The sequence below is a fragment of the Vibrio sp. Makdt genome (assembly GCF_027587015.1).
GTDB classification, from domain to species: Bacteria; Pseudomonadota; Gammaproteobacteria; order Enterobacterales; family Vibrionaceae; genus Vibrio; species Vibrio chagasii_B.
On sequence record NZ_JAPPTH010000023.1, the window covers coordinates 49,438 to 62,426 of the forward strand.

The 12,989-nt window shown below is 46.8% G+C and carries 10 protein-coding genes; 1 reads left to right on the plus strand and 9 read right to left on the minus strand.

The annotated features are described in order from the left end of the window. Positions 1-69: 69 nt before the first annotated feature. Genes ilvA through ilvG form a run of 5 tightly spaced genes read right to left on the minus strand, consistent with a single transcriptional unit; the run spans position 70 to position 6,391 of the window. The gene (gene ilvA / locus OH460_RS21810; RefSeq protein WP_269999511.1) at positions 70-1,614 is read right to left on the minus strand and encodes a threonine ammonia-lyase, biosynthetic; all 1,545 of its coding nucleotides are present in this window, start codon (positions 1,612-1,614) and stop codon (positions 70-72) included. Positions 1,615-1,617: 3 nt separating this feature from the next. Beyond that, complete coding sequence (ilvD, locus tag OH460_RS21815; protein ID WP_269999512.1) at positions 1,618-3,459, minus strand: dihydroxy-acid dehydratase; 1,842 nt, start codon at positions 3,457-3,459, stop codon at positions 1,618-1,620. Positions 3,460-3,492: 33 nt separating this feature from the next. After that, positions 3,493-4,446: a branched-chain amino acid transaminase gene (locus OH460_RS21820; RefSeq protein WP_061033959.1), complete on the minus strand. Its 954-nt coding sequence runs from the start codon at positions 4,444-4,446 to the stop codon at positions 3,493-3,495. A gap of 12 nt (positions 4,447-4,458) precedes the next feature. Further along, positions 4,459-4,743, minus strand: coding sequence for an acetolactate synthase 2 small subunit (ilvM, locus tag OH460_RS21825; RefSeq protein ID WP_004739310.1), 285 nt, complete (start codon positions 4,741-4,743; stop codon positions 4,459-4,461). A gap of 1 nt (position 4,744) precedes the next feature. Beyond that, entirely contained in the window at positions 4,745-6,391 is a 1,647-nt protein-coding gene (gene ilvG / locus OH460_RS21830; protein WP_105057700.1) for an acetolactate synthase 2 catalytic subunit, read from the minus strand. Positions 6,392-6,862: 471 nt separating this feature from the next. Here ilvG and OH460_RS21835 point away from each other — a divergent pair, with 471 nt between their 5' ends. Continuing rightward, complete coding sequence (locus OH460_RS21835) at positions 6,863-8,386, plus strand: YifB family Mg chelatase-like AAA ATPase (RefSeq protein ID WP_269999513.1); 1,524 nt, start codon at positions 6,863-6,865, stop codon at positions 8,384-8,386. A gap of 63 nt (positions 8,387-8,449) precedes the next feature. On the opposite strand, the gene OH460_RS21840 is transcribed toward OH460_RS21835, so the two are convergent. The 4 genes from OH460_RS21840 to ccoG form a co-directional block, all read right to left on the minus strand. Then, the gene (locus tag OH460_RS21840; RefSeq protein WP_269999514.1) at positions 8,450-9,403 is read right to left on the minus strand and encodes a DUF2860 domain-containing protein; all 954 of its coding nucleotides are present in this window, start codon (positions 9,401-9,403) and stop codon (positions 8,450-8,452) included. A 246-nt stretch (positions 9,404-9,649) separates the two neighbouring features. Then, positions 9,650-10,249: a thiol:disulfide interchange protein DsbA/DsbL gene (locus tag OH460_RS21845; protein ID WP_061033963.1), complete on the minus strand. Its 600-nt coding sequence runs from the start codon at positions 10,247-10,249 to the stop codon at positions 9,650-9,652. A 55-nt stretch (positions 10,250-10,304) separates the two neighbouring features. Then, complete coding sequence (locus OH460_RS21850; RefSeq protein WP_269999528.1) at positions 10,305-11,291, minus strand: serine/threonine protein kinase; 987 nt, start codon at positions 11,289-11,291, stop codon at positions 10,305-10,307. Positions 11,292-11,362: 71 nt separating this feature from the next. Continuing rightward, positions 11,363-12,781, minus strand: a complete 1,419-nt coding sequence (gene ccoG / locus OH460_RS21855) for a cytochrome c oxidase accessory protein CcoG (RefSeq protein ID WP_269999515.1) — start codon at positions 12,779-12,781, stop codon at positions 11,363-11,365. Between the last annotated feature and the right edge of the window lie 208 nt (positions 12,782-12,989).

A 12,989-nucleotide genomic window follows, 5' to 3' on the forward strand; every position in this document is an offset into this window, starting at 1 on the left:
GAAGGATCTTTGTCGGCAAGATCAAAAAGAGCGAGTGAAAACTCGCTCTTTTGTTTCGGTAACTCGCTCTTATGACAAGAAGAACTTGTAAGAAGGGTTATCGGTTTCATCTTTGCACTGGTAACCAAGCTCTCTCAGGTGAGTAGAGAACTGAGCCAAATCATCATCATCCAGTTCAAAGCCACATAATACGCGGCCGTAATCAGCGCCGTGGTTACGGTAGTTGAACAGGCTGATATTCCAGTGAGTACCTAAGGTATCAAGGAACTTAATCAATGCACCTGGATATTCTGGAAACTCAAAGCTGTACAAGCGCTCTTTCAATGGTTTTGATGGCTTGCCACCAATCATGTAGCGAATGTGCAGTTTTGCCATCTCATCATCAGACAGGTCGACGACTGGGTAGCCACCTTCACGCAGGTCGTTGATGATGTGATCGAGTTCTTCCTGTCCACCATTGAGACGTACACCGACGAAGATGTTCGCTAGGCTGTCATCGTTATGACGGTAGTTAAACTCAGTCACAGCACGGCCGCCAATGATATTACAGAATTCTAGGAAGGCACCTTGTCGTTCAGGAATAGTAACCGCAAGCAGACCTTCGCGCTTCTCACCCAACTCACAACGTTCAGACACATAGCGCAAACCATGGAAGTTGGTATTAGCACCAGACAGTATCGTTGCCAGCTGCTTGCCTTGCAGTTGGTTCTGCTCAGCAAACTTCTTCAATCCTGCTAGAGCAAGCGCTCCAGAAGGCTCGGCAATCGCGCGAGTGTCTTCAAAGATGTCTTTGACCGCAGAGCAGATCTCATCGCTAGATACAGCAATGTGACCATCGATGTACTGCTGACACAGACGGAATGTCTCTTCACCAATGCGCTTAACCGCAACGCCATCAGCAAACATGCTGACTTGATCCAGTACTACTGGTTCACCAGCATCCAGTGCTGCTTTCAAGCAAGATGAATCTTCTGGTTCAACCGCGATGACTTTGATTTCTGGCATCAGCTGTTTAACCAGAACGGCAACACCAGCAGCCAAACCACCACCACCGACAGGCACAAAGATGTAATCCATGTGGCCATTTTGTTGAAGCATCTCCATACCCATGGTGCCTTGCCCCGCGATCACCAATGGGTGGTCGAAAGGAGGCACAAAGGTGTAGCCATGTTCAGCAGAAAGGCGCTCTGCTTCAGCCTTCGCTTCATCAAAGTTGCTGCCGTGCAGAACCACGTTACCGCCAAAGCCACGTACAGCATCAACTTTGATGTCTGGTGTGGTTTTTGGCATCACAATCGTGGTTTGAATACCAAGCTTAGAACCGGACAGCGCCATACCTTGAGCATGGTTACCTGCCGATGCTGCAATCACACCTGCGGCTTTCTGTTGCTCTGAAAGGCTTGATACCATGTTGTAGGCACCACGTAGCTTGAACGAGTGGACCGGCTGACGGTCTTCACGCTTTAGCTGAACCTGATTACCAATGCGAGCACTTAAGCGAGGCATCTCTTGCAGAGGTGTCACGATTGCGGCTTCGTAAACTGGCGCTCTCAGGATCTGACGTAGATAATCTGCGCCAGTTTGTTTTTGGGGACTGACCGTGTCATCACTCATAGATTAGCCCTCAAGCTTCGACTTATCACGCACCGCGCCTTTGTCGGCACTGGTTGCCATGCTTGCGTAAGCTTTCAGTGCGAACGACACTTCACGCTGACGGTTTTCTGGTTTCCAGCCTAGTGCGTCTTGCTTAACACGACGCGCTTCTAGTTCAGCTTCAGGCACGTCAAGTGTGATCGAGCGACTAGGGATGTCGATAGTGATGATGTCGCCAGTATTGACTAGACCAATCACACCGCCACTTGCTGCTTCTGGAGAAGCGTGACCGATAGATAGACCCGATGTACCACCAGAGAAGCGACCATCTGTTAGTAGTGCACAAGACTTACCTAAGCCCATAGATTTTAGGTAAGTCGTCGGGTAAAGCATCTCTTGCATGCCCGGGCCACCTTTAGGACCTTCGTAACGGATAACAACCACTTCACCCGCTTTTACTTTGCCACCTAAGATACCTTCTACGGCGGTGTCTTGGCTTTCAAATACGATCGCTGGGCCTTGGAATTTCAGGTTCTCTTCATCAACGCCAGCTGTCTTAACGATACAACCGTCAACGGCGATGTTACCTGAAAGTACCGCTAGGCCACCTTCTTGGCTGAATGCATTCTCTTTAGTACGGATACAACCTTCTTTGCGGTCGTCATCAAGGCGATCCCAACGACAATCTTGCGAGAAGGCTTTAGTTGTTCGAATACCTGCTGGGCCTGCACGGAAGAACTTAAGTACTGCTTCGTCTTCTGTCTGCATGATGTCGTATTGAGCAAGCTGCTCTTGCATGCTTAGGCCAAGCACGGTGCGAGTTTGGTTGTTCAATAGGCCTGCGCGGTCTAGTTCACCTAGGATAGCCATTACACCACCAGCGCGGTGAACGTCTTCCATGTGATATTTCGGTGTTGAAGGAGCCACTTTACATAGGTGTGGAACACGGCGAGACATCTCGTCGATATCACCCATATCAAAGTCGACTTCACCTTCTTGAGCTGCTGCCAATAGGTGAAGAACAGTGTTACTTGAACCACCCATTGCGATATCTAGAGCCATCGCATTTTCAAAGGCTGCGCGGTTCGCGATATTACGAGGCAGTGCTGATTCGTCATCTTGCTCGTAGTAACGCTTAGTCAGGTCAACGATACGCTTACCAGCATTGATGAATAGCTCTTCACGGTCAGCGTGGGTTGCTAGCATAGAGCCGTTACCTGGCTGAGATAGACCAAGCGCTTCAGTTAGACAGTTCATTGAGTTAGCCGTGAACATGCCTGAACATGAACCACATGTTGGACACGCAGAGCGTTCTACTTGCTCACTTTGCTCATCTGAGATTGTTGGATCGGCACCTTGGATCATCGCATCAACAAGGTCTAGCTTGATGATTTGATCGGAAAGCTTGGTTTTACCTGCTTCCATTGGGCCGCCTGATACAAAGATCACAGGGATGTTTAGGCGCATAGCTGCCATCATCATTCCCGGAGTAATTTTGTCACAGTTCGAGATACATACCATCGCATCCGCACAGTGAGCGTTAACCATGTACTCTACAGAGTCTGCGATAAGCTCACGTGATGGCAGTGAGTACAGCATGCCGCCGTGACCCATTGCGATACCATCATCAACTGCGATGGTGTTGAATTCTTTAGCGATACCGCCCGCTTTCTCGACTTCACCTGCAACCAATTGACCCATATCTTTAAGGTGAACGTGGCCTGGTACGAATTGAGTGAAAGAGTTTACAACTGCGATGATTGGCTTACCGAAGTCATCATCTTTAACGCCAGTTGCACGCCATAAAGCGCGCGCACCAGCCATGTTGCGTCCGTGGGTAGTCGTTGCTGAACGATAGATTGGCATTGCTTAAATCCTTATAAAATATTTGGCTGTTGCTTACTGATTGTCTGAAGTTTGGTTTTCTGGGTAAACATAGTCTAGCCAGCCCCACTTATCTTCAGTGGTACCATTGAAGAGACCAAAGTAAGCCGCTTGAACTTTTTCAGTGATAGGACCGCGTTTGCCTTCACCTACTGTAATTTTGTCTACGCTGCGAACCGGAACAATTTCCGCTGCTGTACCTGTCATGAAGACTTCGTCGGCAAGGTATAGTGCTTCACGAGCAATGTTCTCTTCACGGATTTCATAACCCATGTCCTTTGCTAGTGTCATGATCGAATCACGCGTGATACCCGGCAGAATCGCACTGGTCGCTGGTGGTGTAGAAAGTACGCCATTGCGCACTACAAAGATGTTCTCACCTGCACCTTCTGAAAGGTAACCATCGACACTGAGAGCGATACCTTCATCGTAACCATGACGACGTGCTTCACCACCAACCAGTAGAGAAGATAGGTAGTTACCACCCGCTTTCGCTGCCGTTGGGATGGTGTTTGGAGCTGCACGGTTCCAGCTTGAGATCATCGCATCTACGCCATTTTCTAGCGCTTCTTCACCTAGGTAAGAGCCCCAAGGGAAAGCGGCGATGATAAGGTCCATCTCAGTATTTTCTGGAGGACATACACCCAAACCTACGTTACCAACAAAGCCTAGAGGGCGGATGTAGGCTGACTCTAGTTTGTTTTGACGTAGTGTTTCGCGAGTCGCTTCCATAATCTCTTCCTCAGTGTAAGGAATCGGGAAGCGGTAGATTTTTGCTGAATCTTTTAGGCGCTTTGCGTGTTCTGGGTGACGGAAGATTACCGGCCCTTTTGGTGTGTTGTAGCAACGAACACCTTCAAACACTGAAGTACCGTAGTGCATAGCGTGGGTTAAGACGTGAACGTTCGCCTCTGCCCAAGGAACCATTTCACCGTTAAACCAAATATAGTCTGCCGTTTTTGCTGTCATGTTTGCGGTTCCTTATGCACTTATCTTTTGTTGTAAGTTATTGTTTGGCAATTCATTACGACTGATAGAGATAACGTCAACGGTACGTACATCCCACAGTTTTTCGATTTGATTGACCAAGAAGGAAATCGGACGCTCACTGTCGACAATGATTTCAACGCTAGCGATCTTGCTTTCATGGTTCTGAGTGCCGGCTACTTGTTTAACGATAAAGCCACGGTGACGAATAACACGAAGAACACGCTCTAGTAGTACTGGCTTATCATCGGCTTTGATGTCTAATAGGTATCTTTTCATGTTATGTGTTCTCCAACATATCACTGTTTGAAGCACCTGGCGGTACTAGTGGCCATACGTTCTCTTCTTCATCGATAAGAACATGAAGTAGGTAAGCCGTCTTGCTCTCTAGCATCTCTTTTAGAGCGGGCTCTACTTCTTCTTTACGAGTGATGGTCTTGCCCGGGATATCGAAGGCTTTCGCTAACATCACGAAGTCAGGGTTGTCATCTAAGATGGTTTCACTGTGGCGACCATCAAAGAACAGAGATTGCCATTGGCGAACCATGCCCAAGCGAGAGTTGTTTAGCAGTACCATCTTCACTGGGATTTGGCGGCGTTTTAGCGTACCCAGCTCTTGCACGTTCATCATGAACGAGCCATCACCAGAGATAAGAATCGATTGGTCATCAGGACGGCCAACCGAAGCACCCATCGCGGCTGGTAAACCAAAGCCCATAGTGCCTAGACCAGCAGAGGTGATGAAGTTTTGTGGATCGCGAGGTTGAATATGCTGTGCAGCCCACATTTGGTGTTGGCCCACATCGGTTGAAACGATAGAGCTTGCAGGCATCATGTCTGACAGTTGCTTTAACAGCAGTGGAGCAAAGATCAGATCGCCTGGGTGGTCATAGCGCCACTTGAATGAGCTACGTAGGCCTTCTGAGTGATGAACCCAAGAGGAGATGTCTTGGCTCAATTCAAGTTGAGGCATTATCTTGTTGATGTCGCCACGAATTGGCGCATCGGCAAGACGCAGTTTACTGAACTCAGCCGCATCGATATCGATATGGATAACTTTCGCGTGTGGTGCAAAGGTATCAAGCTTGCCGGTTACTCGGTCATCAAAACGAGCACCAACTACGATCAGTAAGTCACTCTCTTGAACCACTAGGTTAGCGGCTTTCGTGCCGTGCATACCAAGCATACCAAGGTAGTGCGGGTCGTCACGCTCAATAGTGCCTAAGCCTTTCAATGTGCTTACTGCTGGCATTGGGTTAAGGCGCAAAAACTCGCGAACGGCATCGGTCGCTTTTGCTAATTGAACGCCACCACCTACGTATAAAACAGGGCGGGTAGCTTGAGATAAGAAGTGCTGCGCCTGCTCAATAGCATCAGTCGTTGCTACCGGAATTTCAGGAGGAGTAAATTCAGGAAGAGTGTTTACCGGAGCTTCAGCCAGTTGAACATCTTTGGCGATATCAACGATAACTGGGCCAGGTCGGCCAGATTTCGCTACCACAAACGCTTCGGCTAGTGTTGGAGCTAGCTCTTCAATGTCGGTAACTAGGTAGCTGTGTTTAGTACATGATAGAGACATACCAATCACATCCATCTCTTGGAATGCATCGGTACCGATGTGGGAACTTGCTACCTGACCTGTGATAGCGACCAGTGGAATAGAGTCCATAAAGGCATCAGCTAGGCCTGTTACTAAGTTAGTAGCACCTGGACCTGAGGTTGCCATACATACTGCCACATCTTGTGTTGCACGAGCCATACCGATCGCAGCCATGGCCGCGCCTTGCTCATGGCGACATAAGATGTGCTCAACTCCGCCGTCATAAAGTGCATCGTAGATTGGCATGATGGCACCGCCTGGGTAGCCAAATACGGTCTCAATTCCTTGCTGCTTTAGTGCGGATACAACTAGTTCTGCGCCTTTCATCGGAATTCTCCCGTATTACCTTTATTTTGGTAACTTTTTCCTTTGTCTCTGCACATCTTGTGCTCCCATTCTTCCTGTAAATCGGCAAAGCCGAAAATGTTCAAAATATAAAAATCGATTATTCAAATTAGAAAAAACCCCCGGACTTGTCAGTGCGGGGGTTTTTTCTAATTCGTGGTTACTTTTTTCCCACTCGCCCCCGCGCAGTCTCAATAATGACTACGATAATCAGGTTAATCAGTGCGTAAATGCGAGCGTTAAAGTTCATATAATTCGAGTTTTCTCGTTTATTCTGTTCAGTAAATGTCTACATCTCTAGTGTTATCACACAAATCTGTTGCATGACAAGGAAAATGTCATTCTTTTTTCACATTAAAACACCATTCCACCAAGCTATATAACAACCTTATTGCTTTGGTGCGCAATGAATATCCAGAGCGAATACTTTTAAATCAAAGAGAAAGGAAAGTTATGGGACTCGCGATAATTCATAGCCGGGCTAGTGTGGGGGTTGAGGCGCCAGAAGTGACGGTTGAGGTGCATATTAGTAACGGAATGCCCGGTTTCACGCTGGTGGGCTTACCTGAGACAACGGTTAAAGAGTCCAAGGATAGAGTCAGAAGTGCCATCATCAATTCTCGCTTTGAGTTTCCATCGAAAAGAATCACGGTCAACCTTGCTCCTGCGGATTTGCCCAAAGAGGGAGGTCGTTTTGATTTGCCAATCGCGCTTGGGATTTTGGTCGCCTCTGATCAGTTACCCACATCAAAAATAGCGCAGCATGAATTTATTGGTGAGTTGGCACTGTCTGGAGAGCTGCGTTCAGTGAAAGGGGTTCTGCCAGCGACACTGGCTGCTGACAGCGTTGAGCGTTGCTTGGTGGTACCGCATCACAATGGTGATCAGGCAGCATTAGTTGGTAAAGGGGCGCATAAATCGGCTCAAACCCTGTTAGAAGTTTGTGCGGATATGTGTGGCCAGGCTCAATTGGGGTTGTATCGCACTGAGCAACATCAAGTCGATGTATCTGAGCTTCGCGACTTGCAAGACATTATTGGTCAACAACAAGGTAAGCGAGCATTGGAGATAGCAGCGGCGGGTAACCATAACTTACTTTTTCTCGGGCCTCCCGGAACGGGCAAGACCATGTTGGCATCTCGTCTGCGTGATTTGTTACCTGACATGAGTGATGACGAAGCGATGGAAACGGCATCGGTCGCCTCTTTGACTCAACAAGAGATTAATCAGTACAACTGGAAGCAACGTCCTTTTCGTGCTCCACATCATTCGAGTTCAATGGCGGCACTGGTAGGTGGTGGCTCTGTACCTCGGCCCGGCGAGATCTCTTTGGCGCATAATGGCCTACTGTTTCTTGATGAGATGCCCGAGTTTGAGCGCAAGGTGCTCGATTCGTTGCGAGAACCACTGGAATCGGGTGAAATCATTATCTCGCGGGTGGCAGGCAAAACTCGTTTTCCTGCGCGCTTCCAATTAATCGGAGCATTGAACCCTAGCCCTACTGGTTACTATGAGGGTAATCAAGCACGCGCTAACCCGCAGATTATATTGCGCTACCTCAATCGGCTATCTGGACCATTGTTGGATAGATTCGATATGTCGTTAGAGATCCCACTTTTGCCTAAAGGAACGCTCGCTGAAGGTGGTGATCGCGGCGAAACCACCCAAGTCGTGAAGCAAAGGGTTAAACTGGCTCGTCAAACCATGTTGTCTAGGAACCATAAATCGAACGCACTGCTCGGTAGTCGAGAAATTGAAAAGTACTGCCCACTGCGACGCGAAGATGCGGAGTTTCTCGAGACAGCACTCCATCGATTGGGGCTGTCGATTCGTGCTTATCACCGAATCATCAAGGTCGCACGCACCATCGCTGATTTGGACGGTCATGAACAGATAGAGAAGAAGCATTTATCTGAAGCGCTCGGTTACCGTGCGATGGATAGGTTGTTGAAGCAGCTCACGGCGCAAGCTGTTTAGTGCTAAACAAAAAGCCTGCTTATATGCAGGCTTTGATTGGATAGTCGTTGGTATTCGCTGAGTTTAGAACTTGTAGTTCAAGCCAACTGAAACAATGTATTGAGACTCATCATAGAAGGTAATGTTCGAGTCGCTTGTGCCGTAACCAGCAAGGGAGACGAACGACCAGTTTTCCCAATCCATGAACTGATCATACTCATACGCGGCAAATAGGTTGATGTTGTCATCGCTGCGCTTCTTTTGGAAAGTTATGCTGCTTGCATCGTAAGAGCGTTGGTTGTAACCCGCTGTTAGTGCGTATTGATGACGTCCCATACCACCAAATAAGCTGACCTCACCACCGAATTGCTCGAACGATGCCGCATCGCCGTCTGCATCACTAGATTGATAAATTAAAGACGGTACTAGCATCATGGTGCGACTAATCGGTTGGCGGTACTGACCTTTCAGGTACAAGGTATTGGCGTCGCGTTTTAGCGCGTCTTCAACTAGATCGCTTTTCACATCTTTGGTCGCATACGCCATATCCAGTGAGAACGCAGAGCCAGCAATACTCTCTAGTTTTAGGCGGAACGCATTTCCGGTTTCATCGGTTTTACTGCGAGCTGAGCTCGTGTTGTATGGATCAGCCCAAGTTTCACCAGACATAATGGTTGGCAGTAGTGAAGCATCGATAACCATGCCTGATTCAAGTTGGTATTTGTAACCAACCTCAAGTACTACGGTACCCGTCGCAACATCATCACGAGCTGTACCTGTGTAAACCTGATGGTTCAGTTTTTCACCAAAGGTATAAGCGATACTACCTAGCGGCGCGACAAGAAATGAGCTTTCAGACGAAGCTTTTTGATTGGTTGAGGAGATCTTACTGTCAGCGTCGGTATTAAAATTTGAGGTCGAAGAAGTGACACCGGTGTTGATAGAGATTTCACCACTGAAACCTGGCTCATCAGCAAGCTTGGCAAACGCGGGCGCAGCAGCAACGCTTAACGCTAATAACGTATATTTGATTTTCATTCAGAGGCTCCTTGCCCCAGTGATTGGCAGTAATAAATAGCTATTAATAAATAGCTATTAATAAAAGGTTATAGAAAACAACGAAATCTAAAGGTTCACTTTATCGCACACCTTATAAAGGTAAATTGGATAAATGGGAAACCGAACCTCATCCAAAGATAGTGTCTCTTGCAAGAAGTCATTAAAAAGCGTCAGGCACAAAAAAGGAAGCCGAAGCTCCCTTATTTTGTATTTTTGATTGTTTTTTTACTTTTTCAGTAAGAAGTTAACCAATTCAAAGTACTCATCTAGGCTGCTGATACCTTGCGCTTCTACTAGGTAACGATTGTTAACAACAACTGCTGGTACACCAGACAGGCCGCTGTCTTTGAATGCTTTATCGAAGCGACGAACCATTGAATCTACCGCAAAGCCGTTGTATGCCGCATCAAATTTCTTAGCATCAACACCTTCGTCTAGGAAGATTTGACGTAGTTCTGCTTCATCGCGTGGTGGCTTGTTCATGTTGTGAATGCGGTTAAACATCACTGGCACCATTTTGTCTTCCACTTTCAGTGCAATCATGGTCGCGTAAGCTTTGCTCATTGGCAGACCCATGTTGCCACCCATGAATGAAACATGGTTTTTCTGTAGCTTAGCGTCTTTCGGTAACTGCTGTTTTAGCTGCTGGATGATTGGCTCAAAGCTATTACAGTGTGGGCAGTAGAAAGAGAAGAATTCAGTTACTACAGGTTTCTTTGATGCTTCTAGATCAAGAACTTTGTAGTGCTCACCTTCGTTAAATTTCGCAGCGTGAGCGGTAAGGCTCAACATGATCAATGAGAAAAATGCGAATAGCTTTTTCATTTATTCAATCTCCATTATGTTTGAATTTTTATCTAGTTGTATGTTGCGATTGCGGTTACCACTGAGGCATTAACGAAAGTGGTGGCTCTTGCAGGGTAGCAATTTGCTCTTTACAAGCAAGTACTTGTTGCTCCCAATATTTCGGGTCATTGAACCATGGGAAGGCCAGAGGAAACGCCGGATCGTCCCATCGCTTAGCTAGCCATGCCATGTAATGCACCATACGTAGACCGCGTAGAGGCTCAATTAGTTTCAGTTGTGAGTTATTAAAATCACAAAACTCTTGGTAATTCTCTAGCAGAATATCGAGTTGCATCAGCTTATCTTGGCGCTCACCATTGAGTAGCATCCACAAGTCTTGTACTGCTGGACCGTTACGTGCGTCATCGAGATCGACGAACATTGGCCCATCGCGCCACAAGATATTACCTGGGTGGCAATCACCATGCAGGCGGATGTTCTCAATATTGCTTGGCCATTGATTCTCTAATTCTTTGATCAGTAGATCGATATCATTAAAGAAAGCGTTCTCTAAGTGCATTGGAATAAATTGAGAGTTTTCTAGGATCTTACGTGGTTGATGCAGGTATTCATCTAGACTGATCGTAGGACGATGCTGAAAGGTTTTCGCTGCACTCGCCTTATGAATTCTGCCAAGGAAGCGGCCAACGCCTTCTAATTGAACTAGGTTATCTACTTCATACTGTCTGCCACCAACGCTCTCAAATAGCGCGAATAGATAGCCTTGGTATTCATGTAGGGTAGCGCCGTTAATCCGCATTGGTGGAGCAACGGGAATTTCTTGGTCAATCAATTCTAATGCGAAGTCATGTTCTTCTTGGATTTGCGCTTTGTTCCAGCGCTGAGGACGATAAAACTTAACGACGTAGCGTTTACGGTCTTCATCGGTAAATTGATATACCCGGTTTTCGTAGCTGTTAAGAGCAAGAAGCCCAGATTCAGCACGAACCCCAATGCTTTCCAGTGCGTACCACATGAAGTCGGGGGTCAGGTTATCAAAGTTAAAGGCTTGCATCGTCATATAATAAAAAAGGCTCATTACTGAGCCTTTTTCCATTTATTAGGTGTTGTACCAATCGTGTGTGATTAGTATCAGAGTTTCTTGATAAAGCGGCTTTCTACTTCCATCGTAAACTCTTCATTATCCGAGAGTATAAACTGAATTGTCGAAACTGGTGAGCTCAGTTTTTCAGGATCGGCACCTAAACTGATAGGTAGGTTCAAAACCTCGCCTGGAGCAACGGTTACTGTCTGTTTGCCGTACCAAATTGAACCTGGTAACCCACTGACATCAAGTTTGTACTCTTGTTCTTGTTGAGTCTTGTTGATGACTTTGAGGGTATAGGTATTTTCAACTAGCCCCTGAGTATTGACTCTGAACAGTTGGTTTCTATCACGCAGAACGCTCAAGCCTGCAGGATCGACACTGGCGATTTGTACGAAGAACAAGCCAAGCATCAGAACAAGTATTGCACCGTAGCCCAATAATTTAGGACGCATCACCTTAGTTGAGTGACCTTCAAGCCTGTGCTCCGTGGTGTAGTTAATCAGACCTTTCTCATAGCCCATGCGCTCCATGGTCTTGTCACAGGCATCAATACACGCACCACAGTTAATACATTCGTATTGCAGGCCGTCACGGATATCAATGCCTGTCGGACACACTTGCACACACAGGTTACAGTCAATACAGTCGCCAAGACCAAGCGCTTTTGGATCCGCCTTGCGAGAACGAGGGCCACGGTTCTCACCACGCTTGTTATCGTAGCCTACGATAAAGGTGTCTTTATCAAACATCGCAGATTGGAAGCGAGCATAAGGACACATGTGCAGACACACAATCGAACGCATCCAACCAGCGTTTGCATAGGTACAGCCTGCAAAGAACAGCACCCAGAACACAGGCCAGAACGATGAATTAAAGGTAAAGAAGCCAACCACCAGCTCTTTGATTGGGATGAAGTAGCCAACAAAGGTTAAACCGGTCGCAATCGCAATCGCCCACCACGCAATGTGTTTGAGGGTTTTTCTGACCATTAGATTGGTGGTCAGTTTGCCGGAATCTTGTTTTCTTCGTTTGTTAGCCGCCCCTTCTAGTTTCTCTTCAAACCAGATGTACATGAAGGTCCACACGGTTTGTGGGCACAGGTAGCCACACCACACGCGGCCCAAAAAGGTGGTGATAAAGAACAGGCCAAAGGCGGCAATCATGAATAAGATCGCAAGTAGGGTTAGATCTTGCGGGTATAGAGTGGTGCCAAAGAAGTTGAACTGTTGGCTACCAATATCGAGCAAGATTGCTTGTCGCTCACCAAATGGAATCCATGGGATCAGCGCAAAAAGTAAAAGTAAGAACCAACCACCGTAGCGGCGTAATTGTTGGAATTTACCTTTGCTTTCTCGAACATAGATTCGGTTACTTGGGTTAAATCGATCTCCATTACCTTTATGTGTCTTAGGATTAAAGGTTTTAGGAGTCACATCTTTGATATCGATTTTATCCTGACTCATGGATTATCCTTTTGGTGGCTATACCCTTCTTCGAGAGTATTGACGACATTGCTTTAAAAATATGATGTTAGAGGATCTAAGCTTTAAGTTTGGTGCCTAGGCTGAAAGAGCACTCACTCTTATTATTTTAGAAGATCCTTATGGGTGGCGATTATAGCGACAATCTTGTTCTCATTTCTTTAACGCTATCAACCTTTAACAACAAAAG

Excerpts from the sequence above, each read along its gene's own strand:
- ilvA (WP_269999511.1), bottom strand. The coding sequence starts at position 1,614 with ATGAGTGATGACACGGTCAGTCCCCAAAAACAAACTGGCGCAGATTAT.
- ilvD (WP_269999512.1), bottom strand. The coding sequence starts at position 3,459 with ATGCCAATCTATCGTTCAGCAACGACTACCCACGGACGCAACATGGCT.
- OH460_RS21820 (WP_061033959.1), bottom strand. The coding sequence starts at position 4,446 with ATGACAGCAAAAACGGCAGACTATATTTGGTTTAACGGTGAAATGGTT.
- ilvM (WP_004739310.1), bottom strand. The coding sequence starts at position 4,743 with ATGAAAAGATACCTATTAGACATCAAAGCCGATGATAAGCCAGTACTA.
- ilvG (WP_105057700.1), bottom strand. The coding sequence starts at position 6,391 with ATGAAAGGCGCAGAACTAGTTGTATCCGCACTAAAGCAGCAAGGAATT.
- OH460_RS21835 (WP_269999513.1), top strand. The coding sequence starts at position 6,863 with ATGGGACTCGCGATAATTCATAGCCGGGCTAGTGTGGGGGTTGAGGCG.
- OH460_RS21840 (WP_269999514.1), bottom strand. The coding sequence starts at position 9,403 with ATGAAAATCAAATATACGTTATTAGCGTTAAGCGTTGCTGCTGCGCCC.
- OH460_RS21845 (WP_061033963.1), bottom strand. The coding sequence starts at position 10,249 with ATGAAAAAGCTATTCGCATTTTTCTCATTGATCATGTTGAGCCTTACC.
- OH460_RS21850 (WP_269999528.1), bottom strand. The coding sequence starts at position 11,291 with ATGACGATGCAAGCCTTTAACTTTGATAACCTGACCCCCGACTTCATG.
- ccoG (WP_269999515.1), bottom strand. The coding sequence starts at position 12,781 with ATGAGTCAGGATAAAATCGATATCAAAGATGTGACTCCTAAAACCTTT.